This is a genomic window from Enterobacter cloacae complex sp. IR5401 (genome assembly GCF_049238425.1).
GTDB classification, from domain to species: Bacteria; Pseudomonadota; Gammaproteobacteria; order Enterobacterales; family Enterobacteriaceae; genus Enterobacter; species Enterobacter hormaechei_C.
The window spans coordinates 245,339-267,548 of record NZ_JBMKHN010000006.1 but is presented as its reverse complement, the minus strand read 5'-3'; the positions used below and the strand labels follow the sequence as shown (position 1 = coordinate 267,548).

At 55.8% G+C, this 22,210-nt stretch carries 21 protein-coding genes and 1 pseudogene; 10 read left to right on the top strand and 12 right to left on the bottom strand.

Annotated features, from left to right (window positions below):
* Nucleotides 1-99 precede the first annotated feature (99 nt).
* The 5 genes from pstS (at nucleotide 100) to phoU (ending at nucleotide 4,690) form a co-directional block, all read left to right on the top strand.
* On the top strand, nucleotides 100-1,140 hold the full coding sequence (gene pstS / locus ACOTX1_RS11865) for a phosphate ABC transporter substrate-binding protein PstS (RefSeq protein ID WP_022652104.1): 1,041 nt from the start codon (nucleotides 100-102) through the stop codon (nucleotides 1,138-1,140).
* Between the two features lie 127 nt (nucleotides 1,141-1,267).
* Entirely contained in the window at nucleotides 1,268-2,227 is a 960-nt protein-coding gene (gene pstC, locus ACOTX1_RS11860; RefSeq protein WP_003861158.1) for a phosphate ABC transporter permease PstC, read from the top strand.
* Nucleotides 2,227-3,117, top strand: coding sequence for a phosphate ABC transporter permease PstA (pstA, locus tag ACOTX1_RS11855; RefSeq protein ID WP_003861156.1), 891 nt, complete (start codon nucleotides 2,227-2,229; stop codon nucleotides 3,115-3,117). The genes pstC and pstA overlap by 1 nt, the downstream gene beginning before the upstream one ends.
* Before the next feature lie 47 nt (nucleotides 3,118-3,164).
* Complete coding sequence (pstB, locus tag ACOTX1_RS11850) at nucleotides 3,165-3,938, top strand: phosphate ABC transporter ATP-binding protein PstB (protein WP_003861154.1); 774 nt, start codon at nucleotides 3,165-3,167, stop codon at nucleotides 3,936-3,938.
* A 26-nt stretch (nucleotides 3,939-3,964) separates the two neighbouring features.
* On the top strand, nucleotides 3,965-4,690 hold the full coding sequence (gene phoU / locus ACOTX1_RS11845; RefSeq protein ID WP_003861153.1) for a phosphate signaling complex protein PhoU: 726 nt from the start codon (nucleotides 3,965-3,967) through the stop codon (nucleotides 4,688-4,690).
* Nucleotides 4,691-4,784: 94 nt separating this feature from the next.
* Here the strand turns inward: phoU and yieH are convergent, their stop codons facing one another.
* The gene (yieH, locus tag ACOTX1_RS11840; RefSeq protein WP_023315075.1) at nucleotides 4,785-5,450 is read right to left on the bottom strand and encodes a 6-phosphogluconate phosphatase; all 666 of its coding nucleotides are present in this window, start codon (nucleotides 5,448-5,450) and stop codon (nucleotides 4,785-4,787) included.
* 165 nt (nucleotides 5,451-5,615) lie between these two features.
* Here yieH and adeP point away from each other — a divergent pair, with 165 nt between their 5' ends.
* Nucleotides 5,616-6,953 carry an adenine permease AdeP gene (adeP, locus tag ACOTX1_RS11835; protein ID WP_003861149.1) on the top strand — a complete coding sequence of 446 codons (1,338 nt, stop codon included), beginning with the start codon at nucleotides 5,616-5,618 and terminating at the stop codon, nucleotides 6,951-6,953.
* 86 nt (nucleotides 6,954-7,039) lie between these two features.
* Here adeP and ACOTX1_RS11830 read toward each other — a convergent pair whose 3' ends face one another.
* From ACOTX1_RS11830 to ACOTX1_RS11785, 10 genes and pseudogenes are all read right to left on the bottom strand, one after another.
* The gene (locus ACOTX1_RS11830) at nucleotides 7,040-7,606 is read right to left on the bottom strand and encodes an NADPH-dependent FMN reductase (protein WP_003861147.1); all 567 of its coding nucleotides are present in this window, start codon (nucleotides 7,604-7,606) and stop codon (nucleotides 7,040-7,042) included.
* 36 nt (nucleotides 7,607-7,642) lie between these two features.
* Nucleotides 7,643-8,389 carry a 4'-phosphopantetheinyl transferase family protein gene (locus ACOTX1_RS11825; protein WP_003861145.1) on the bottom strand — a complete coding sequence of 249 codons (747 nt, stop codon included), beginning with the start codon at nucleotides 8,387-8,389 and terminating at the stop codon, nucleotides 7,643-7,645.
* Nucleotides 8,390-8,511: 122 nt separating this feature from the next.
* Nucleotides 8,512-9,483 carry an HTH-type transcriptional regulator YidZ gene (gene yidZ / locus ACOTX1_RS11820; protein WP_022652106.1) on the bottom strand — a complete coding sequence of 324 codons (972 nt, stop codon included), beginning with the start codon at nucleotides 9,481-9,483 and terminating at the stop codon, nucleotides 8,512-8,514.
* Entirely contained in the window at nucleotides 9,452-10,627 is a 1,176-nt protein-coding gene (locus tag ACOTX1_RS11815) for an MFS transporter (RefSeq protein WP_023315076.1), read from the bottom strand. The genes yidZ and ACOTX1_RS11815 overlap by 32 nt, the downstream gene beginning before the upstream one ends.
* 111 nt (nucleotides 10,628-10,738) lie before the next feature.
* The gene (gene mnmE, locus ACOTX1_RS11810; protein ID WP_015570136.1) at nucleotides 10,739-12,103 is read right to left on the bottom strand and encodes a tRNA uridine-5-carboxymethylaminomethyl(34) synthesis GTPase MnmE; all 1,365 of its coding nucleotides are present in this window, start codon (nucleotides 12,101-12,103) and stop codon (nucleotides 10,739-10,741) included.
* Between the two features lie 72 nt (nucleotides 12,104-12,175).
* The gene (gene yidC, locus ACOTX1_RS11805; RefSeq protein ID WP_023315077.1) at nucleotides 12,176-13,819 is read right to left on the bottom strand and encodes a membrane protein insertase YidC; all 1,644 of its coding nucleotides are present in this window, start codon (nucleotides 13,817-13,819) and stop codon (nucleotides 12,176-12,178) included.
* Nucleotides 13,820-13,821: 2 nt separating this feature from the next.
* Entirely contained in the window at nucleotides 13,822-14,079 is a 258-nt protein-coding gene (yidD, locus tag ACOTX1_RS11800; RefSeq protein WP_001307474.1) for a membrane protein insertion efficiency factor YidD, read from the bottom strand.
* Entirely contained in the window at nucleotides 14,043-14,402 is a 360-nt protein-coding gene (rnpA, locus tag ACOTX1_RS11795; protein ID WP_003861126.1) for a ribonuclease P protein component, read from the bottom strand. Before rnpA ends, yidD begins: the two co-directional genes overlap by 37 nt.
* 16 nt (nucleotides 14,403-14,418) lie before the next feature.
* Nucleotides 14,419-14,559, bottom strand: a complete 141-nt coding sequence (rpmH, locus tag ACOTX1_RS11790; protein ID WP_000831330.1) for a 50S ribosomal protein L34 — start codon at nucleotides 14,557-14,559, stop codon at nucleotides 14,419-14,421.
* A gap of 228 nt (nucleotides 14,560-14,787) precedes the next feature.
* Nucleotides 14,788-14,838: pseudogene (locus ACOTX1_RS11785) on the bottom strand (hypothetical protein); the annotation flags it as partial.
* 358 nt (nucleotides 14,839-15,196) lie between these two features.
* On the opposite strand from ACOTX1_RS11785, the gene dnaA reads away from it, so the two are divergent.
* Genes dnaA through gyrB form a run of 4 tightly spaced genes read left to right on the top strand, consistent with a single transcriptional unit; the run spans nucleotide 15,197 to nucleotide 21,209 of the window.
* Entirely contained in the window at nucleotides 15,197-16,591 is a 1,395-nt protein-coding gene (dnaA, locus tag ACOTX1_RS11780; RefSeq protein WP_003861124.1) for a chromosomal replication initiator protein DnaA, read from the top strand.
* Nucleotides 16,592-16,595: 4 nt separating this feature from the next.
* Entirely contained in the window at nucleotides 16,596-17,696 is a 1,101-nt protein-coding gene (gene dnaN, locus ACOTX1_RS11775; RefSeq protein ID WP_003861122.1) for a DNA polymerase III subunit beta, read from the top strand.
* Complete coding sequence (gene recF, locus ACOTX1_RS11770) at nucleotides 17,696-18,769, top strand: DNA replication/repair protein RecF (RefSeq protein ID WP_023315078.1); 1,074 nt, start codon at nucleotides 17,696-17,698, stop codon at nucleotides 18,767-18,769. The genes dnaN and recF overlap by 1 nt, the downstream gene beginning before the upstream one ends.
* Nucleotides 18,770-18,797: 28 nt before the next feature.
* The gene (gyrB, locus tag ACOTX1_RS11765; protein ID WP_003861119.1) at nucleotides 18,798-21,209 is read left to right on the top strand and encodes a DNA topoisomerase (ATP-hydrolyzing) subunit B; all 2,412 of its coding nucleotides are present in this window, start codon (nucleotides 18,798-18,800) and stop codon (nucleotides 21,207-21,209) included.
* A gap of 33 nt (nucleotides 21,210-21,242) precedes the next feature.
* Here the strand turns inward: gyrB and ACOTX1_RS11760 are convergent, their stop codons facing one another.
* Entirely contained in the window at nucleotides 21,243-22,178 is a 936-nt protein-coding gene (locus ACOTX1_RS11760; protein WP_003861115.1) for a LysR family transcriptional regulator, read from the bottom strand.
* Nucleotides 22,179-22,210 lie beyond the last annotated feature (32 nt).

Sequence of the window (22,210 nt, the reverse complement as noted above, 5' to 3'; positions counted from 1 at the left end):
AACTGTCATATTTCGTACATTTATCTGTCACCTGTTTGTCCTATTTTGCTCATCGTAGCCACTTAAACAATGATTTACGAAATCCTTGCAGGAGACATTATGAAAGTTATGCGTACCACTGTCGCAACTGTTGTCGCCGCGACCTTATCGATGAGCGCTTTCTCTGCCTTCGCAGCAGCAAGCCTGACTGGCGCTGGTGCAACCTTCCCTGCGCCGGTGTATGCCAAATGGGCGGATACCTACCAGAAAGAGACCGGTAACAAGGTCAACTATCAGGGTATCGGCTCCTCCGGTGGCGTAAAACAAATTACCGCGAATACCGTTGATTTCGGCGCATCCGACGCTCCGCTGTCTGATGAGAAACTGAATCAGGAAGGCCTGTTCCAGTTCCCGACCGTGATTGGCGGCGTTGTGCTGGCTGTTAACATCCCTGGCCTGAAATCAGGCGAGCTGGTGCTGGACGGCAAAACCCTGGGTGACATCTACCTGGGCAAAATCAAAAAATGGGATGACGAAGCCATCACTAAGCTGAACCCGGGCGTTAAGCTGCCTTCGCAGAATATCGCGGTGGTTCGTCGTGCTGACGGCTCTGGCACCTCTTTCGTGTTCACCAGCTATCTGGCGAAAGTGAACGAAGAGTGGAAATCTAAAGTCGGTTCCGGCTCTACCGTTAACTGGCCAACCGGTCTGGGCGGTAAAGGCAACGACGGTATCGCAGCCTTCGTACAGCGTCTGCCTGGCTCTATCGGCTACGTAGAGTACGCCTACGCTAAGCAGAACAATCTGGCCTACACCAAACTGGTTTCTGCCGACGGCAAACCGGTTAGCCCGACCGAAGAGAACTTCGCCAACGCCGCCAAAGGCGCTGACTGGAGCAAATCCTTCGCTCAGGACCTGACTAACCAGAAAGGTGAAGACGCGTGGCCAATCACCTCTACCACCTTCATTCTGGTTCACAAAGAGCAGAAGAAACCAGAGCAGGGCGCAGAAGTGCTGAAGTTCTTCGACTGGGCATACAAAAACGGCGGCAAACAGGCTAATGACCTGGATTACGCCAGCCTGCCAGACAGCGTGGTTGAGCAGATTCGTGCTGCATGGAAAACCAACGTGAAAGACAGCAGCGGTAAAGCGCTGTACTAACAGGATATTTTTAACGAAGATGGCGGGTGGCGCGCAGCGATCCCGCCCTACGGTTTACTCTGTAGGCCCGGTAAGCGTCAGCGCCACCGGGCATATTCGTAAGACGTCTCATAAAGAAGAGTAATTTATGGCTGCAACCAAGCCTGCATTTAACCCTCCGGGTAAAAAAGGTGACATGATTTTCAGCGCGCTGGTGAAACTGGCTGCGCTGATTGTGCTATTGCTGCTGGGCGGCATTATCGTGTCCCTGATTTTCTCCTCCTGGCCGAGCATTCAAAAATTTGGTTTCGCCTTCCTGTGGACCAAAGAGTGGGATGCGCCGAACGATATTTACGGTGCGCTGGTGCCGATTTACGGCACGCTGGTGACCTCTTTTATCGCCCTGCTAATTGCGGTTCCGGTGAGCTTCGGTATTGCCTTGTTCCTGACGGAACTGGCGCCAGGCTGGCTGCGGCGTCCGCTGGGTATCGCCATTGAACTGCTGGCGGCCATCCCAAGTATCGTTTACGGCATGTGGGGCCTGTTTATTTTTGCTCCGCTGTTTGCAACGTACTTCCAGGAGCCGGTCGGTAACGTGCTTTCTGCCGTTCCGTTTGTGGGGGCGCTGTTCTCCGGCCCGGCATTCGGTATCGGCATTCTGGCGGCGGGTGTGATCCTCGCCATCATGATTATTCCGTACATTGCGGCGGTCATGCGCGATGTCTTCGAACAAACCCCGGTGATGATGAAAGAGTCCGCCTACGGCATCGGCTGCACCACCTGGGAAGTTATCTGGCGCATCGTCCTTCCGTTCACCAAAAATGGGGTGATTGGCGGCATTATGCTGGGCTTAGGTCGCGCGCTCGGTGAAACCATGGCGGTCACCTTTATCATCGGCAACACCTACCAGCTCGATAGCGCTTCGCTCTATATGCCGGGGAACAGTATTACTTCTGCGCTGGCGAACGAATTTGCCGAAGCGGAATCCGGGCTGCACGTCGCGGCGCTGATGGAACTGGGCCTGATCCTGTTTGTTATCACCTTTATTGTGCTGGCTATCTCCAAGCTGATGATTATGCGTCTGGCTAAAAACGAGGGGGCACGCTAATGGCAACTCTCGATATGCAAAATACCGCTCAGCTTGCGGAATCCCGTCGCAAAATGCAGTCAAAGCGCCGGATTAAAAACCGCATTGCGCTGACGCTTTCCATGGCCACGATGGCGTTCGGCCTGTTCTGGCTGATCTGGATCCTGATGTCAACCATCACCCGCGGCATCGATGGAATGTCCCTGGCGCTGTTCACGGAAATGACGCCGCCGCCGAACACGGCGGGCGGTGGTCTGGCAAACGCCCTGGCGGGTAGCGGCCTGCTGATCCTGTGGGCGACCGTTTTCGGTACACCGTTGGGCATCATGGCGGGTATCTATCTGGCGGAGTATGGGCGCAAGTCCTGGATCGCTGAAGTCATCCGCTTTATTAACGACATTCTGCTTTCTGCCCCGTCGATTGTCGTGGGTCTGTTTGTTTACACCATCGTGGTGGCGCAAATGGAACACTTCTCCGGCTGGGCGGGTGTGATTGCGCTGGCGCTGTTGCAGGTGCCTATCGTTATTCGTACTACTGAAAACATGCTGAAACTGGTGCCGGACAGCCTGCGTGAAGCGGCTTACGCGCTGGGCACGCCGAAATGGAAAATGATTTCGGCGATCACCCTGAAAGCGTCCGTCTCGGGGATCATGACCGGTATCCTGCTGGCTATCGCCCGTATCGCCGGTGAAACCGCACCGCTGCTGTTTACCGCCCTCTCCAACCAGTTCTGGAGCACGGACATGATGCAGCCGATCGCCAACCTGCCGGTGACGATCTTTAAATTTGCGATGAGCCCATTCGCGGAATGGCAGCAGCTGGCCTGGGCCGGGGTGCTGATCATCACCCTTTGCGTACTGTTGCTGAACATTCTGGCGCGCGTCATTTTCGCGAAGAAGAAACACGGTTAAATTTTTACGGCGCGGCAGCTCGCGGCGCCGAATGAGGAAATGAGTCAATGAGTATGGTTGATACTGCCCCGGGTAAGATTCAGGTTCGTGATTTGAACTTCTACTACGGCAAATTCCATGCCCTGAAGAATATCAATCTGGATATCGCGAAGAACCAGGTAACGGCATTCATCGGTCCGTCCGGCTGTGGTAAATCCACGCTGCTGCGCACCTTTAACAAAATGTATTCGCTCTATCCGGAGCAGCGCGCAGAAGGTGAAATTCTGCTGGACGGTGACAACATCCTGACCAATACCCAGGATATCGCCCTGCTGCGTGCGAAAGTGGGGATGGTATTCCAGAAACCCACGCCGTTCCCGATGTCGATCTATGACAACATCGCCTTTGGTGTGCGTCTGTTTGAGAAGCTCTCCCGTGCGGATATGGACGAGCGCGTGCAGTGGGCATTGACCAAGGCCGCATTATGGAACGAAACCAAAGATAAACTTCACCAGAGTGGGTACTCTCTCTCCGGTGGTCAGCAGCAGCGTCTGTGCATTGCGCGCGGTATCGCCATTCGCCCGGAAGTCTTGCTGCTGGATGAGCCGTGCTCAGCCCTGGACCCGATCTCAACCGGGCGTATCGAAGAGCTGATCACCGAGCTGAAGCAGGATTACACCGTGGTGATCGTGACCCACAACATGCAGCAGGCTGCACGTTGTTCTGACCACACGGCGTTTATGTACCTGGGCGAGTTGATTGAGTTCAGCGATACGGATGCGCTGTTCACCCGTCCGGCGAAGAAACAAACCGAAGATTATATTACTGGCCGCTACGGTTGATTTGCCTTAGTGCATGTGGAGAAACCATGGACAACCTCAATCTTAATAAACACATTTCCGGCCAGTTTAACGCAGAGCTGGAAAGCATTCGCACCCAGGTGATGACCATGGGCGGCATGGTCGAGCAGCAGCTTTCTGATGCGATCACGGCGATGCACAACCAGGACAGCGAGCTGGCGAAGCGCGTTATTGAAGGCGACCACAACGTCAATATGATGGAAGTCGCCATCGACGAAGCCTGCGTGCGCATCATTGCGAAGCGTCAGCCGACGGCGAGCGACCTGCGTCTGGTGATGGCGATCATCAAAACTATCGCCGAGCTGGAGCGTATTGGTGACGTGGCGGATAAAATCTGCCGCACCGCGCTGGAGAAATTCTCCCAGCAGCACCAGCCGCTGCTGGTGAGTCTGGAGTCTCTCGGTCGCCACACCGTGCAGATGCTGCACGACGTGCTGGACGCTTTCGCGCGCATGGATCTGGACGAAGCGGTCCGTATCTACCGTGAAGACAAGAAAGTTGACCAGGAATACGAAGGCATAGTGCGTCAGCTGATGACCTACATGATGGAAGATTCCCGTACCATTCCAAGCGTACTCACCGCGCTGTTCTGTGCGCGCTCAATCGAGCGTATTGGCGACCGCTGCCAGAACATTTGCGAATACATCTTCTACTTCGTGAAGGGGCAGGATTTCCGACACGTGGGCGGCGACGAGCTGGACAAGCTGCTGGCGGGTAAAGATCCGAAAGAGTGATTTTTACCCTCACCCTAACCCTCTCCCACAGGGAGAGGGGACCATTCGGTTTTCTCCCTCTCCCTGTGGGAGAGGGCCGGGGTGAGGGGAAAACTCAGCGAGTAATATCCCACCCGCGCGCCTTCCACAACGCTGGCAGTTGCGCCAGATCGGTAAAGGTCGTCACTTTTGGATGATCGATCGGCTTGTTGTGCGGATCGGCGCAGAAGTAAAACACCTCCATCCCCGCATCAATCCCCGACTGCGCGCCCGCAGACGAGTCATCCACCAGGATGCAGTTCTCCACGTTGACGTTCATCGCCTTCGCCGCGTGGAACATCAATGCCGGATCCGGCTTCCAGCGCTGGATATCGTAGCCACTGAACAGTTTTTCCGGGAAGTGGTGCAACATGTTCAGCTTGCCGAGCGAGTGCTGCATTTTGCTGACCGGGCCGTTAGAGACCACGCAGATCGGCACCGTCATCGCATCCAGCAGCGTGTTAGCGCCAGCGATAACTTCCAGCTCGGCGTCGAAGAGGCGTGCGGCCTCGGCGCGGTACACCGGTTCCAGATCCGCTTTCGCCAGATCCACCCCGTGCTCTTCGTTAATGATGTCGATGATCTCGTACAGCTTCACGCCCTTAAAGCGTTTAAACACCTCTTCGAGATCGAGCGTAATACCAAATTCCTGGAACATGGCGACATACGCGCGGGAACAAATGACCTCACTGTCGACCAGCGTACCGTCACAGTCGAAAAATACCGCTTCAATTCCGGACATGCCTTTCCCTTTTAACAAGTTTAACGTTTTCGTACGGCAGTTCACCGGGACGCAATCGTTGCCGTATAAGCAAAATCAATGAAAAAAGTATCCCGTAACCGCCACTATTGTCGCATTTTGGTATAGGATAGCGACGAATTTTCCCTCCTTGTTCGGAAATTGATGATGAGTCAACAACACACTACCCAGACGTCTGGTCAGGGGCTGCTTGAGCGCGTGTTCAAACTGCGCGAGCACGGCACAACGGCACGCACCGAAGTGATCGCCGGTTTTACTACCTTCCTGACGATGGTCTATATCGTTTTCGTTAACCCGCAAATTCTGGGCGTGGCTGGCATGGACACCAGCGCCGTCTTCGTGACCACCTGTCTGATCGCGGCGCTTGGCAGCATCCTGATGGGCGTTTTCGCTAATCTGCCCGTGGCGCTGGCCCCGGCAATGGGTCTGAATGCGTTCTTTGCGTTCGTGGTGGTTCAGGCGATGGGCCTGCCGTGGCAGGTCGGGATGGGCGCTATTTTCTGGGGCGCGGTCGGCCTGCTGCTGCTGACCATCTTCCGCGTGCGCTACTGGATGATTGCGAACATTCCCGTGAGCCTGCGCGTGGGTATCACCAGCGGTATCGGTCTGTTTATCGGCATGATGGGGCTGAAAAACGCTGGCGTTATCGTGGCGAACCCGGAAACGCTGGTGAGCATTGGTAACCTGACCTCTCACAGCGTGCTGCTGGGCGTGCTGGGCTTCTTTATCATCGCGATCCTGGCGTCGCGCAACATCCATGCTGCGGTGCTGGTCTCTATCATTGTGACCACGCTGCTGGGCTGGATGCTGGGTGACGTACATTACAACGGTATCGTCTCTGCGCCACCAAGCGTCTCTACCGTGATTGGCCACGTTGATCTGGCGGGCTCGCTGAACCTGGGTCTGGCCGGGGTGATTTTCTCCTTCATGCTGGTCAACCTGTTTGACTCCTCCGGTACGCTGATTGGCGTGACCGACAAAGCGGGTCTGGCGGATGAAAAAGGCAAATTCCCGCGCATGAAGCAGGCGCTGTATGTGGATAGCATCTCGTCCGTCGCTGGCTCTTTCATCGGCACCTCGTCTGTTACCGCTTACATTGAATCCTCTTCCGGTGTGTCCGTGGGCGGTCGTACTGGCCTGACGGCGGTAGTTGTGGGTCTGCTGTTCCTGCTAGTGATCTTCCTCTCTCCGCTGGCGGGGATGGTGCCACCATACGCGGCAGCCGGCGCGCTGATTTACGTCGGCGTGCTGATGACCTCAAGCCTGGCGCGCGTGAAGTGGGAAGATTTGACGGAAGCCGTTCCGGCGTTTATTACCGCGGTGATGATGCCGTTCAGCTTCTCGATCACCGAAGGTATCGCGCTGGGCTTTATCTCTTACTGCGTGATGAAGATCGGTACCGGCCGCTTCCGCGAACTCAGCCCGTGCGTGATTATTGTTGCGCTGCTGTTTGTATTGAAGATTGTGTTTATTGATTCACACTAAAATGCTGGTGGTGTCAGGTGGCGCTTCGCTTACCTGACCTACGGGCAAAGTTCCCTCTCCCTGTGGGAGAGGGTTAGGGTGAGGGCTTACGCCTTCACCCGCTTAATATAATCCCCAAACGCGGTCAGCTGGCCAGAGAGATGGTCACGCGTACTCTGATCCACCACTTCACCCGTCTGCGGGTCGACCTTGTTCTGAATCACGCCGCCCATAAATTCCGGCTTGTTCATCACCATCGCATCCAGGAACACCAGGATCTGACGCAGGTGATACTGGCAGCGCGCGCCGCCAATGGCGCCCATTGAGCTGGTCTGGATCAGCACAGGTTTACCAGACAGCGGCTGCTCCGGTAAACGGGACAGCCAGTCAATGGCGTTCTTCAGACCACCCGGCACCGAGTAGTTATACTCAGGCGTCACAATCACCACGCCGTCAGCCTGACGGATCTGCTCGGCTATCGCTTCCACGCTTTGCGGGAACCCTTCTTCCTGCTGAACGTCAGCATCATAAAGCGGGATGTCGCCAATGGACGGCAGGGCACTGATCTCCATTCCCGCAGGCGCCAGCTGCGGCAGCGTACGGGCAACCATCCCGTTAAAAGAACCTTTGCGCAGGCTTCCCAGTAACGTAACAACTTTCAACGTATCAGACATGATTACTCCTGTTTCATCATGATGACCCTGGACGGATCAGCTATGGGTGTATGCTTTTTCTGCCGGTAAACTGGTTAATCGCATCAGGCGCGCGGCGGGCTCGTTGGCGCGCTCAGGGACATCCGGAAGACTACGCCAACCGCGAATACTGTCAAATTCCCAGATTTTCAGCCGTTCGATGGCGGGGCTCACCGCAACGGACCAGATCAGTACGTCCTCAGCGTCGCTGAGCGCCTCTACCAGCGAGGCTTTTGTCGCGCGCAGGCGTCCGGAGCCGGGGAGCAGCTGCAACAGGCTGGCGTCGTCTGACGCCGCGCCGTTCAGTTTGCGGATGCTCTGGCGAAGGGTGATGAGCTGCGCTCTGGCTTCAACAGGGTCGTTCTGGTTACGTATCCACAGCTTTTCATTGCTGGAGAGCGGGTATTCATCGAGCGCGTTAGCACCATGGAAGCTACGCGTGACGCGTTGCAGCTCCATATCCAGGCCACAATCACCTTCAGTCGTCAGCGCGACGCCAACAATGTTGCCGGTGTACGCAATGGAAAAATGGGGGAGTGCCGGGTCCGCAAAAACCGGGCGACCTTCTGGCTGGGTGAGTATGTCCGGTAGTTCGCTAGTGCCGTAGAGCATAAAAAGCAGTTCTGCGAGGAGCGCTCTGGAAGCTAAAAACCGCGTCCTGCGGTGTTCAGGTAGTTTGAGCGCCTCACTGTGACAGGCTGAAGAAAGTCTGGCCGATACGAGATGCCCTTCCGTTAATGTTCCTCGTGCAAAGTGCGTAGCCATTTTTCGCTCCTTGATAATGGTCGTAGTCGGTTAAACGGTTACATGATTATCGCTTAACTTAGCTTCTGTTTTAATCAGTAAATGGAAATAAGAGAAGCCTGAGCACCGAACTTTACATTATCTTAGGCAAAAACCTGATCTGGTGCGGTATACAGCGCTTTAATCGTCTCACGCAGCCAGAGGATTTTCGGATTATGGCTGTTCCGTTTATGCCAGATCAGCGTGAAGGGTACGGTGAGCTTTTCTGCCTGCGCCTCATCGATGGGAATGGGCAGACAGACCAGATTACGCTGGTGGAGTTGGTTGTAGTGATGGCAGTAGTGCGGCGCAGTGGCTATGTAGTTGTGATCCGGCTGGGCCGCCATAAACATCGACTGTTCAAAACCGGGCAAACTCATGGCGATGTTACGCTCCCGGCCCATCTCCCTTAGCACCTCGTCGAGCGCCCAGGTGTCACTGCGTTCCCAGAAGATGCTGATATGCGGGTAGCGCAGAAACGTCTCCAGATCCCACGCTTCCTGGAGCGCGGGATGATCCTCGCGCAAATACACGCACGGACGGTCACTGAACAGGATTTCGTAGTCGATAAACCACGGCATCAGCTTTAGCAGTTCGCGCGAGCGAGGGTGCGTTTCACGCCCGGTGAAGCCCAGATCCACTTCTCCGCGCGTAATGGCGTCCAGCGAATCGTAATCCCATTGCCGCAGCTTCACCGTCGCCTGTGGGTAGCGTTCATTCACCTGCTCCAGCAGGGTATTAAAGCGGATCAGCATCAGCGGTGTTTCGGCGGCGAGCACAAACTTAAGCCCGCCAGGAGAGCTATGGTGGAATTTATCGAGGATCTGGTTGCCAATCTGCATCCAGTCGGCCAAATCCTGTTCCAGACTCACCGTCAGCGGTGTGGGCAATAGCCCTAAAGGCGTTTTCACAAACAGCGGATCGTCGAACCAGTCGCGCAGCTTCGCCAGCGATTTACTCACCGCGGACGGCGTCACGTTCATCCGCTTCGCGGCTTTGGTGACGCTGCGCTCCTGCAACAAAAGTTGCAGGCAAAGTAAAAGATTAAGATCGAGACTGCTGATGGGCTTCTTCATAGTGCGCCGCGGGCTGGATGACCATAAGTAAGGTAATGCAGAGTATGCTACAGCCAATCAGAACCCCGATCAGCATATTCAGCGCGTTAAGGCCGATCACCGCCGCCAGCCAAATCCATAGCGAAGAACCGCAGACCTGCGCAATGCCCAGCACCGAGCTGGCCACGCCTGCCCGCAGCGAGAAGGGGCCAAGCGCCTGACTCATCGCCACACCAAAGCCGACGGAGAATCCGGCGCAGATCAGAGTAATGCCCACCAGCATTACAGCGTGTGAGGTGGCGGTCGCCAGGATCACGCCTGCGGCGAGAAACAGCGTCTGTGAGGTGAGCATCAGCGTGCGCTGGCGGAAGATGTTGAGCGCAAAGGGCGTTGAGAATGAAACCGCCATGCTCACCATCGCGGTTAGCGCCATCACCGTTGAATACTCACCGCGATCGAAGCCCATCGTCTCCATCAGCAACACCGGGGAAACGTTTACATAGGTGAGGATCACCGCCACGCTAAGCGTGGTGATTGCCAGCCGATTCAGGAAAAAGCGATTCACCAGCTTTTCAGCCGGATGGAGGGTTGCGGTGTGATATGCCTGTTGCGAACCGGGATGGGTCTCTTTCAGCACCGTCACGGACAGGATAAAGACGATGGCGCCCATGGCTGCCATGGTCCAGAAAAGACTCTGCCACGGAAATTTAAGCATAATCAGGTAGCCTACAACCGGTGCCAGCACCGGGATGATGCAGGTAATGCCGTTCAGCATCGACAGCACCTTGGCGCGGCGCTGGGCGCTCAAGGTATCGCGCAGAATGGCAAAGGCCACCACGTAACAGCCGCCTGCGCCAATGCCCTGGATAAAACGTCCTGACAGGAACATTGTGCTTTCCTGAGCCACTGAACAGAGTACTGATGCCAGCGCAAAGATAACTGCACCCGTAATCGCGACGGGCTGGCGGCCTGCTTTATCCGCGATTTTCCCGGCAAATACCATCGACGACGCCATTCCCGCGAGGTAGGCCGAAAACGCGATGTGCAGTTGCGCCTCGCTGGCACCCAGATCGCGGGCAATATGCGGTAGCCCCACCAGATACATATCAATGCCGGACGGATAAAGCAGAACTAATGCGAAACTACAAAACAGAAAACGCGCCATAAACCCCCCATAGATGCAGGCATGCAGGATAGGGGGTGAAAGGGGATTAGGCGAGTTGCCATTTGGACAATGGTGATTTCCCTGGAGGAAATCACCCTGTATTAACGTGAATTACTTACCAATGCAGAAGCTCGAGAAAATCCGTCCAAGCAGATCGTCCGACGTAAACTCCCCGGTGATCTCGCTCAGATTCTGTTGCGCCAGACGCAGCTCTTCCGCCAGCAGTTCACCGGCCCACGCGCCGATCAGCTGGGCTTTACCCTGCTCAAGGTGGCGAGCCGCCTCTTCCAGCGCCTGCAAGTGACGACGACGCGCCAGGAAGCCACCCTCCATGCTGGTGTCGAACCCCATGCTCTGTTTGAGATGGCTACGCAGGGCTTCCACGCCTTCACCGGTACGGGCCGACAGGCGAATAAGTGAGTGACCATTCACATCGCTGATGCCCAGCGTTTCGCCGGTCACGTCGGCCTTATTGCGCACCACGGTGATCGGCAGTTTAGCCGGGAGACGGGCGATAAAGTCTGGCCAGATTTCAGCCGGGTCAACGGCGTCGGTTGTGGTGCCGTCCACCATAAACAGCACGCGGTCGGCCTGCTCGATCTCCTGCCAGGCGCGTTCGATACCGATACGCTCGACTTCATCGCTCGCATCGCGCAGGCCAGCGGTGTCGATGATGTGCAGCGGCATTCCGTCGATGTGGATATGCTCGCGCAGCACGTCGCGGGTGGTGCCGGCTATGTCGGTGACGATCGCCGCTTCACGGCCCGCCAGGGCGTTCAGCAGGCTCGATTTCCCGGCGTTGGGGCGTCCGGCAATGACCACCTTCATGCCTTCACGCAGCAGGCTGCCCTGGCGCGCTTCGGCGCGGACGGCATCGAGATCGTTCATCACCTGGTTGAGCTGAGCTTCAATTTTACCGTCTGAGAGGAAGTCGATCTCCTCGTCCGGGAAGTCGATAGCCGCTTCGACATAGATTCGCAGGTGAGTAAGTGCTTCCACAAGGTGATTCACGCGTGCGGAAAACGCGCCCTGCAACGAGTTCAGCGCGGAGCGGGCCGCCTGTTCGGAGCTGGCGTCGATCAGATCAGCAATCGCCTCGGCCTGCGCCAGGTCGAGCTTATCGTTGAGGAAAGCACGCTCGGAGAACTCACCCGGCTTCGCAATGCGCAGGCCAGGCAGGGTCAGAATACGTTTTAACAGCAGGTCGAGGATCACCGGGCCGCCGTGGCCCTGAAGTTCCAGCACATCTTCGCCGGTAAAGGAGTTTGGGCCGGGGAACCACAGCGCGATGCCCTGGTCCAGCGGTGTGCCGTCGGCATCCTTAAACGGCAGATAATCAGCGTAGCGCGGCTTTGGCAGTTTACCCAGCACCGCTTCGGCCACCTCACGCGCCTTCAGGCCGGAGATACGCAGAATGCCTACACCACCGCGTCCCGGTGGGGTTGCCTGGGCGACGATAGTGTCGTTATGGCTCATGGTTGCTCTCGTTCAATACAAATAAAAAAGGCGGTCAATCGACCGCCCTTATTTTAGCGTTAAGTTACCGAATCAGGACTTTTTCTTTTCGCGGCTATGCAGGCCACGTTTTTCCAGACCACGGTAAATCAACTGCTGCTGGATGATGGTCACCAGGTTGCTGACGATATAGTACAGCACCAGACCTGACGGGAACCACAGGAAGAACACGGTGAAGATGACCGGCATAAAGGTCATGATCTTCTGCTGCATCGGGTCGGTCACGGTGGTCGGAGACATCTTCTGAATGAAGAACATCGTCACGCCCATCAGGATCGGCAGGATGTAGTACGGGTCCTGTGCGGACAGGTCATGGATCCACAGGGCGAACGGCGCGTGGCGCAGCTCAACGGAACCCATCAGCATGTAGTACAGCGCAAGGAAGATTGGCATCTGAATCAGCAGCGGGAAGCAACCACCCAGTGGGTTCACTTTCTCTGCTTTATACAGGGCCATCATCTCCTGGCTCTGACGCTGTTTGTCATCGCCCAGACGCTCACGCATAGCCTGAATCTTCGGCTGTAGCATACGCATCTTCGCCATGGAGGTGTACTGCGCTTTAGTCAGCGGGTACATGATGCCACGAACGATAAAGGTGATAACGATGATGGAGAAGCCCCAGTTACCCAGGAAGCTGTGGATGAACTTCAGCAGCTTAAACAGCGGCTGAGAGATGAACCACAACCAACCGTAATCCACGGTCAGATCCAGGTGCGGCGCAACGGCAGCCATTTTGTCCTGGATTTCCGGGCCGACCCACAGGGTGCTTGCCAGTTTAGCGGTTTGACCCGGCTGCACCAGAACCGGCTGAGATTTGTAGCCGATGGCTGCAATACCGTTGCCGAGGTTCGCGGTGTAGAAGTTGTTCGTACCGTCGTTATTCGGTACCCACGCCGTCGCGAAATACTGTTGCAGCATTGCGACCCAACCGCCTTTAGAGCTGACGTTCAGGTTTTCGTTATCGGCAATGGTGTCGAATTTGTATTTCTCGTACTTGGTATCTGGCGTGGAGTAAGCCGCGCCACGGAAGGTATGCAGCGCAAAGTTGCTGCTTCCGGTATCACGGTGAGACGGCAGATTGATGGACTGCTTCAGCTGACCAAAGGTAGAGATTTCCAGCGGTTTCGCACCGGCGTTCTGTACGCTGTAGCCCACGTTCACCGCATACTCACCGCGTTTCAGGGTGAAGGTTTTGGTGAAGGTGTTGCCTGCCGCGTCGGTGTAGGTCATCGGGATAACCAGTTCGTTCTGACCATCAGCCAGTACAAACGTGTCATTCTCGACGTTATACAGTGGACGCGCACCGTTAGCCGGATTATCCGGGCCATCACGACCGGTCAGGCCGCTCTGCGCCTGGTAGATAAATTCAGGCGTGGTTTCCAGTAACTGGAACGGTTCGGTAGACTTCAGTTCTTTCGGGTAGGTCAACAGCAGCGCCTGCTCAACATCACCACCACGGGTGTTGATAGTCAGCTCAAGCACATCGGTCTTAACCGTAATCTGTTTCCCCTGGCCACTGGCCGGTACGCCCTGGTCGGCGGCGCTACCCGCTGCGGTGGTCGTGGTCTGCGTGGTCTGCTGCTGGGGTTGAGGATTTTTATCCTGCTCCCATGCCTGCCAGATCATGAAAGACACGAACAACAAAGCGATGATAAGAAGATTGCGTTGCGAATCCATCGTTAGTGTTCTCTGGTATCAAAAGGTCCTGGAGGGACGGGGTCGTCTCCACCTGGGTGTAAAGGGTGGCATTTTAATACGCGTTTCACCGTCAACCAACTGCCTTTTATCACTCCAAACCTGCGCAATGCCTCAATTCCGTAGCTTGAGCATGTTGGCGTGAAACGGCAGTGTGGCCCGAGTAGCGGACTAATCAGGCGTTGATAGACCCGAATGAGGGCTATCAGGACCCGCGAGCCAGGCGACAGTGGCGGCGCCATAATTTTTCCAACGCTTCCGAGAGAGCACGGTTATCGAGGTCGGCAACCCCTTTTTTAGCCACCACCACGAAATCCATTGAAGGCAGTTCGTGCTGACGTAAACGGAAACTTTCACGCGTCAGACGTTTAATCCGGTTGCGTTCATGCGCACGCTTAACGTTTTTCTTGGCGACTGTGAGACCGATGCGGGGATGCCCCAGCGAATTTTGGCGGCCGAGGATGGTGATTTGCGGCGTGCCAGCCCGTTGTGGCTGCTGGAAGACGAAAGTGAAATGAGTGGGAGTTAACAAACGTAACTCCCTGGGAAATGCGAGCTTAACCACTCAGGGGTTAGCTTTATTACTTGGAAACGGTCAGACGAGCGCGGCCTTTAGCACGACGACGTGCCAGAACCTGACGACCATTTTTAGTAGCCATACGAGCACGGAAGCCGTGAGAACGGTTGCGCTTCAGTACAGACGGTTGAAAAGTGCGTTTCATGGCGATTTCTACCTAAACTTGAATAAATTCACTGACTTTTGCGTATACCCGAACGAGATTCGAACGACTAACGCCTCAGCGTGGGTGATTAAAGAGGCCGGATTGTAATAATTGTACACTCCGGAGTCAATTCTCTTTCCTTATTTCCCGCGTATTTCCGCACGATTTCGCGTGGAAAATGAGCAACGGACGACGCAGGAAGATGAGCATCACGCGCCGGGTCGAGGATTATACGGGCTCGCCAACAAAGCGCAAGGATCGTCCCGGATCTTCGTTAGATCATTTAAGCCAAAAATTGTCTGTGCTCATTAAATTTTCCAATATGCGGCCTAAATCGCGAGGCACTCGCGTCAGGATCGTTTACACTTACCCGATTCCGGATCTTCCTGTGGATAAATCGGGAAGAATCTGTGAGAAACAGAAGATCTCTGGCTCAGTTTAGGCTATGATCCGCGGTCCCGATCGGGATCCAGCGATCCTGGTCGGGCATAAACACAACATCGTTCAGGCTGTATCAACGATAGCGTGTATAACCGCAGATAGCGGTTCGCACATCACCCTGATGGGGTCATGTCGATGTGCGCCAACAATCATGAATATTCAATAGTTTTCTTTTATTGTTCGAGTGGAGTCCGCCGTGTCACTTTCGCTTTGGCAGCAGTGTCTTGCCCGATTGCAGGATGAGTTACCAGCCACAGAATTCAGTATGTGGATCCGCCCGTTGCAGGCGGAACTGAGCGATAACACGCTGGCTTTGTATGCGCCAAACCGTTTCGTGCTCGATTGGGTAAGGGATAAATACCTTAATAACATCAATGGACTGCTGAACGATTTCTGCGGGTCAGATGCCCCACAGCTGCGTTTTGAAGTGGGCACAAAGCCGGTCACCCAAACCGTTCGTGAAGTTGTCAATGTGGCAGCCCCTGCACAGGCGGCGCCCGCTCCAGCGCCTCGCGTTGCACCGGCTCGTCAGGGCTGGGATAACGTTCCGGCCCCCGCTGAGCCTACCTACCGCTCTAACGTTAACGTGAAACACACGTTCGATAACTTCGTTGAAGGTAAGTCGAACCAGCTGGCGCGCGCGGCGGCTCGCCAGGTTGCCGATAACCCCGGTGGCGCTTACAACCCGCTGTTCCTGTATGGCGGCACGGGTCTCGGTAAAACGCACCTGTTGCATGCGGTGGGCAACGGCATTATGGCGCGTAAGCCCAATGCCAAAGTAGTGTATATGCACTCCGAACGCTTCGTTCAGGACATGGTAAAAGCCCTGCAAAACAATGCGATCGAAGAGTTTAAACGCTACTACCGTTCCGTTGATGCGCTGCTGATCGATGACATTCAGTTCTTTGCCAATAAAGAACGATCGCAGGAAGAGTTTTTCCATACCTTTAACGCCCTGCTGGAAGGCAATCAGCAGATCATTCTGACCTCGGATCGTTATCCAAAAGAGATCAACGGCGTTGAAGATCGTCTCAAATCCCGCTTCGGCTGGGGCCTGACCGTGGCGATCGAGCCGCCGGAACTGGAAACCCGCGTCGCGATCCTGATGAAAAAAGCCGACGAGAACGACATTCGCCTGCCGGGTGAAGTGGCGTTCTTTATTGCCAAGCGCTTGCGTTCCAACGTGCGTGAGCTGGAAGGGGCGCTGAACCGCGTTATCGCTAACGCCAACTTCACCGGTCGTGCGATCACCATCGATTTTGTGCGTGAAGCGCTGCGCGATTTATTGGCTTTGCAGGAAAAACTGGTCACTATCGACAATATTCAGAAGACGGTGGCTGAGTACTACAAGATCAAAGTGGCAGATTTACTGTCTAAACGTCGTTCCCGCTCGGTGGCGCGTCCGCGTCAGATGGCGATGGCGCTGGCAAAAGAGCTCACCAACCACAGCCTGCCGGAAATCGGTGATGCGTTTGGTGGCCGTGACCATACGACCGTGCTGCACGCCTGTCGCAAGATCGAGCAGCTACGCGAAGAAAGCCACGACATAAAAGAAGATTTTTCCAATTTAATCAGAACATTATCATCGTGACGCTATGAAATTTACCGTTGAACGTGAACATTTATTAAAACCGCTGCAACAGGTGAGTGGCCCATTAGGCGGCCGCCCTACGCTGCCTATTCTTGGAAACCTGCTGCTTCAGGTCGCGGACGGTACGCTGTCGCTGACCGGCACAGATCTGGAAATGGAAATGATCGCGCGCGTTACGCTGACTCAGCCGCACGACGCGGGCGCGACCACGGTTCCGGCACGTAAATTCTTTGATATTTGCCGTGGGCTGCCGGAAGGCGCTGAAATCGCCGTGCAGCTGGAGGGCGACCGCATGCTGGTGCGCTCTGGCCGCAGCCGTTTCTCCCTCTCCACGCTGCCCGCTGCGGACTTCCCGAACCTGGATGACTGGCAGAGCGAAGTTGAATTTACCCTGCCGCAGGCGACGATGAAGCGTCTGATTGAAGCCACGCAGTTCTCCATGGCGCATCAGGACGTTCGTTACTACTTAAACGGCATGCTGTTCGAAACCGAAGGTGAAGAGCTGCGTACCGTGGCGACCGACGGTCACCGTCTGGCGGTCTGTTCCATGCCGATTGGCGATTCACTGCCAAACCATTCGGTGATCGTACCGCGTAAAGGCGTAATTGAACTGATGCGCATGCTCGACGGCGGCGATACCCCACTGCGCGTGCAGATTGGCAGCAACAATATTCGTGCCCACGTGGGCGATTTTGTCTTCACATCGAAGCTGGTAGACGGTCGTTTCCCGGATTATCGCCGCGTATTGCCGAAGAATCCGGACAAAACGCTGGAGGCGGGGTGCGACATCCTCAAGCAGGCGTTTGCGCGTGCCGCTATTCTCTCGAACGAGAAATTCCGCGGCGTACGTCTGTACGTGAGTGAAAACCAGATCAAAATCACCGCCAACAACCCGGAGCAGGAAGAGGCAGAAGAGATTCTGGACGTCACCTACGCCGGGGCTGAGATGGAAATCGGCTTCAACGTCAGCTACGTGCTGGATGTGCTGAATGCACTGAAATGCGAGAACGTTCGCATCCTGCTGACTGACTCCGTTTCGAGCGTACAGATTGAAGATGCCGCATCACAGTCGGCTGCTTATGTTGTTATGCCAATGAGACTGTAATGTCGCTCACCCGTCTGTTGATCCGCGACTTTCGCAATATCGAAAGCGCGGATCTCGCTTTATCCCCTGGCTTTAACTTCCTGGTTGGCGCGAACGGCAGCGGCAAAACCAGCGTGCTGGAAGCCATCTATACGCTCGGCCACGGCCGGGCGTTTCGCAGTTTGCAGATTGGTCGCGTGATTCGCCACGAGCAGGATTCTTTTGTTCTGCACGGGCGTTTGCAGGGCGCAGAGCGGGAAACCGCCATCGGCCTGACCAAAGACAAGCAGGGCGACAGCAAGGTGCGCATCGACGGCACCGATGGCCACAAGGTGGCGGAGCTGGCGCTGCTGATGCCGATGCAGCTGATTACGCCCGAGGGGTTTACTTTACTCAACGGCGGCCCCAAATACAGAAGAGCGTTCCTCGACTGGGGATGCTTTCACAATGAAGCCGGTTTCTTTAACGCCTGGAGCAACCTGAAGCGTCTGCTTAAACAGCGTAACGCCGCATTGCGCCAGGTCACGCGCTACGCCCAGCTGCGTCCGTGGGACATGGAACTCATCCCTCTAGCGGAACAAATCAGCCGCTGGCGTGCCGAATACAGCGCAGGTATCGCCGAAGACATGGCCGACACCTGCAAACAGTTTTTACCCGAGTTCTCTCTCACCTTCTCTTTCCAGCGCGGCTGGGAGAAAGAGACGGATTATGCCGAGGTGTTAGAGAGAAGCTTCGAGCGCGATCGCATGTTGACCTACACCGCGCACGGCCCGCACAAGGCGGATTTCCGCATTCGTGCCGACGGTGCGCCGGTGGAAGACACGCTGTCGCGCGGGCAGCTGAAGCTCCTGATGTGCGCGCTGCGCCTGGCGCAGGGGGAGTACCTCACCCGCGAAAGTGGGCGACGCTGCCTTTACCTGATAGATGATTTTGCCTCGGAACTTGACGACGCGCGGCGCGGGCTGCTTGCCAGCCGCCTGAAAGCCACGCAGTCGCAGGTTTTCGTCAGCGCCATTAGCGCTGAACACGTTATGGACATGTCGGACGAAAATTCGAAGATGTTTACCGTGGAAAAGGGTAAAATAACGGATTAACCCAAGTTGAAATGAGCGAGAAACGTTGATGTCGAATTCTTATGACTCCTCCAGTATCAAAGTCCTGAAAGGGCTGGATGCGGTGCGTAAGCGCCCGGGTATGTATATCGGCGACACGGATGACGGCACCGGTCTGCACCACATGGTATTCGAGGTGGTAGATAACGCTATCGACGAAGCGCTCGCGGGTCACTGTAAAGACATCGTGGTCACGATCCATGCGGACAACTCCGTGTCCGTTACCGATGACGGTCGTGGCATCCCAACCGGTATTCACCCGGAAGAGGGCGTATCTGCTGCGGAAGTGATCATGACCGTTCTGCACGCAGGCGGTAAGTTCGATGATAACTCCTATAAAGTTTCCGGCGGTCTGCACGGCGTAGGCGTATCCGTAGTAAACGCCCTGTCGCAGAAGCTGGAGCTGGTTATCCAGCGCGAAGGCAAAATTCACCGTCAGATCTACCAGCACGGCGTGCCTGAAGCGCCGCTGGCCGTCACGGGTGATACCGAGAAAACCGGTACCATGGTGCGTTTCTGGCCGAGCCTTGAAACCTTCACCAACGTCACCGAATTCGAGTACGACATTCTGGCGAAACGCCTGCGTGAACTGTCGTTCCTGAACTCCGGCGTGTCGATTCGTCTGCGCGACAAACGCGACAACAAAGAAGACCACTTCCATTACGAAGGTGGTATCAAGGCGTTCGTTGAGTATCTGAACAAGAACAAAACGCCAATTCACCCGAATATCTTCTACTTCTCTACTGAAAAAGACGGTATCGGCGTGGAAGTGGCCTTGCAGTGGAACGACGGTTTCCAGGAAAACATCTACTGCTTCACCAACAACATTCCACAGCGCGACGGCGGTACGCACCTTGCGGGCTTCCGCGCGGCGATGACCCGTACCCTGAACGCTTACATGGACAAAGAAGGCTACAGCAAAAAAGCGAAAGTCAGCGCCACCGGTGACGATGCCCGTGAAGGCCTGATTGCCGTGGTCTCCGTGAAGGTGCCGGATCCGAAGTTCTCCTCACAGACCAAAGACAAGCTGGTCTCTTCTGAGGTGAAATCGGCGGTTGAACAGCAGATGAACGAACTGCTGAGCGAATACCTGCTGGAAAACCCGTCCGACGCGAAAATCGTGGTGGGTAAAATTATCGATGCGGCGCGTGCCCGTGAAGCGGCGCGTAAAGCGCGTGAAATGACCCGTCGTAAAGGCGCGCTGGACCTGGCAGGCCTGCCGGGCAAACTGGCTGACTGTCAGGAACGCGACCCGGCGCTGTCTGAACTGTACCTTGTGGAAGGGGACTCCGCGGGCGGTTCTGCAAAGCAGGGCCGTAACCGCAAGAACCAGGCGATTCTGCCGCTGAAGGGTAAAATCCTCAACGTTGAGAAAGCGCGCTTCGACAAGATGCTCTCTTCTCAGGAAGTGGCGACGCTCATCACCGCGCTCGGCTGCGGCATTGGTCGCGACGAGTACAACCCGGACAAACTGCGTTATCACAGCATCATCATCATGACCGATGCGGACGTCGACGGCTCGCACATCCGTACGCTGCTGTTGACCTTCTTCTATCGTCAGATGCCGGAAATCGTTGAGCGCGGCCACGTCTACATTGCGCAGCCACCGCTGTACAAGGTGAAAAAAGGCAAGCAGGAACAGTACATTAAAGATGACGACGCGATGGATCAGTACCAAATCGCGATCGCCCTTGATGGTGCGACCCTGCACGCAAACTCCAGCGCGCCAGCGCTGGCCGGTGAGCCGCTGGAGCGTCTGGTCTCCGAGTTCAACGCCACGCAGAAAATGATTGGCCGTATGGAGCGTCGCTATCCGAAAGCGCTGCTGAAAGAGCTGATTTACCAGCCGACCCTGACCGAAGCCGATCTGAGCAACGAGCAGACCGTCACCCGCTGGGTGAACACCCTGGTGAGCGAGCTGAACGAGAAAGAGCAGCACGGCAGCCAGTGGAAGTTCGACGTTCAGCAGAACGCTGAGCAGCAGTTCGAGCCGATCGTCCGCGTGCGTACCCACGGCGTCGATACCGACTACCCGCTGGAGCACGAGTTTGTTACCGGTCCGGAATACCGCCGTATCTGCACCCTGGGCGAGAAGCTGCGCGGTCTGATCGAAGACGATGCGTTCATCGAACGTGGCGAGCGCCGTCAGCCGGTGGCAAGCTTCGAGCAGGCGCTGGAATGGCTGGTGAAAGAGTCCCGTCGCGGCCTCTCTATTCAGCGTTATAAAGGTCTGGGCGAAATGAACCCGGATCAGCTGTGGGAAACCACCATGGATCCGGAAAGCCGCCGCATGCTGCGCGTTACCGTTAAAGACGCGATTGCAGCGGATCAGCTGTTCACGACCCTGATGGGCGATGCGGTTGAACCACGTCGCGCCTTCATCGAAGAGAACGCCCTGAAGGCGGCGAATATCGATATTTAATCGTCGCTTTACGACAACATAACTGGCCGCGCTTTAGCGCGGCTTTTTTATGGACGCAGGAAACTCCAGCGACATCACTGCCGGTAAACGTTTGACCAGCATATCTATGGCAATTCTTACCCTTAGCGGCAGGTGTGGCGTCTGCTGCCAGACGGCATGAACGTCGAAGCGTACATCCGGGGCCTGCTTAAAGAGCGGGACAAGATTTCCCTGATGAATTTCTTTGATGACCATCCAGCAGGGTAACCATGCAATACCGTGGCCGGCCAGCGCCGCGTCGCAGATCGCCTGCAAATCATCCATATTGAGGGATGAGCGGGGAATAAACGTGCGCGACGTGCCATCGTAATCCATCAGCTGCCAGGGTAAGACTCTGCCCGCACGCGTGTAGTTAATGGCCGTATACTGGCGTAAATCATCAACGCTTTGCGGCTGGCCATTCTTAATCAGATAATCCGGCGCGGCACACAGAACCATTCGGTGCACCCCCAGCCTTCTGGCGACCAGCACGGCGCTGTCAGCCAGGGTGCCATTGCGCACCGCCATATCAAACCCTTCTTCCACAAGATCCACGATGCGGTCGCTAAAGGACATTTCAAGCTCAAGCCCGGGATGCTCCTGCGCCAGCTCTATTAGCAGCGGGGCGATACACTGGCGACCAAACAGCACCGGCATGGCAACACGCAGCCGACCGCTGACCTGATGTTTTCCGGTTTCAAGCTGCGATTCAGCGCCACGGATCTCTTCCAGCGCGCGCAGGCAGCGTTCATAAAAAAGCGCGCCGTTATCGGTCAGCCTCTGGCTGCGGGTGGTCCGATGAAACAGACGAACCCCCAGCCTCTCTTCAAGACGAGCAATGCTTTTTCCTACCGCCGAGCGCGACAAATGCAGACGGACGGCGGCCTGGGCAAAACTTCCTGCCTCAACGGAGGCAACGAAAACGGGAATATCTTTCAGCGTATCGGTCATGGATGAATTGTATCAATTTGGTCATCAATGAT

Excerpts from the sequence above, each read along its gene's own strand:
- pstS (WP_022652104.1), top strand. The coding sequence starts at position 100 with ATGAAAGTTATGCGTACCACTGTCGCAACTGTTGTCGCCGCGACCTTA.
- pstC (WP_003861158.1), top strand. The coding sequence starts at position 1,268 with ATGGCTGCAACCAAGCCTGCATTTAACCCTCCGGGTAAAAAAGGTGAC.
- pstA (WP_003861156.1), top strand. The coding sequence starts at position 2,227 with ATGGCAACTCTCGATATGCAAAATACCGCTCAGCTTGCGGAATCCCGT.
- pstB (WP_003861154.1), top strand. The coding sequence starts at position 3,165 with ATGAGTATGGTTGATACTGCCCCGGGTAAGATTCAGGTTCGTGATTTG.
- phoU (WP_003861153.1), top strand. The coding sequence starts at position 3,965 with ATGGACAACCTCAATCTTAATAAACACATTTCCGGCCAGTTTAACGCA.
- yieH (WP_023315075.1), bottom strand. The coding sequence starts at position 5,450 with ATGTCCGGAATTGAAGCGGTATTTTTCGACTGTGACGGTACGCTGGTC.
- adeP (WP_003861149.1), top strand. The coding sequence starts at position 5,616 with ATGAGTCAACAACACACTACCCAGACGTCTGGTCAGGGGCTGCTTGAG.
- ACOTX1_RS11830 (WP_003861147.1), bottom strand. The coding sequence starts at position 7,606 with ATGTCTGATACGTTGAAAGTTGTTACGTTACTGGGAAGCCTGCGCAAA.
- ACOTX1_RS11825 (WP_003861145.1), bottom strand. The coding sequence starts at position 8,389 with ATGGCTACGCACTTTGCACGAGGAACATTAACGGAAGGGCATCTCGTA.
- yidZ (WP_022652106.1), bottom strand. The coding sequence starts at position 9,483 with ATGAAGAAGCCCATCAGCAGTCTCGATCTTAATCTTTTACTTTGCCTG.
- ACOTX1_RS11815 (WP_023315076.1), bottom strand. The coding sequence starts at position 10,627 with ATGGCGCGTTTTCTGTTTTGTAGTTTCGCATTAGTTCTGCTTTATCCG.
- mnmE (WP_015570136.1), bottom strand. The coding sequence starts at position 12,103 with ATGAGCCATAACGACACTATCGTCGCCCAGGCAACCCCACCGGGACGC.
- yidC (WP_023315077.1), bottom strand. The coding sequence starts at position 13,819 with ATGGATTCGCAACGCAATCTTCTTATCATCGCTTTGTTGTTCGTGTCT.
- yidD (WP_001307474.1), bottom strand. The coding sequence starts at position 14,079 with ATGGCGCCGCCACTGTCGCCTGGCTCGCGGGTCCTGATAGCCCTCATT.
- rpmH (WP_000831330.1), bottom strand. The coding sequence starts at position 14,559 with ATGAAACGCACTTTTCAACCGTCTGTACTGAAGCGCAACCGTTCTCAC.
- dnaN (WP_003861122.1), top strand. The coding sequence starts at position 16,596 with ATGAAATTTACCGTTGAACGTGAACATTTATTAAAACCGCTGCAACAG.
- recF (WP_023315078.1), top strand. The coding sequence starts at position 17,696 with ATGTCGCTCACCCGTCTGTTGATCCGCGACTTTCGCAATATCGAAAGC.
- gyrB (WP_003861119.1), top strand. The coding sequence starts at position 18,798 with ATGTCGAATTCTTATGACTCCTCCAGTATCAAAGTCCTGAAAGGGCTG.
- ACOTX1_RS11760 (WP_003861115.1), bottom strand. The coding sequence starts at position 22,178 with ATGACCGATACGCTGAAAGATATTCCCGTTTTCGTTGCCTCCGTTGAG.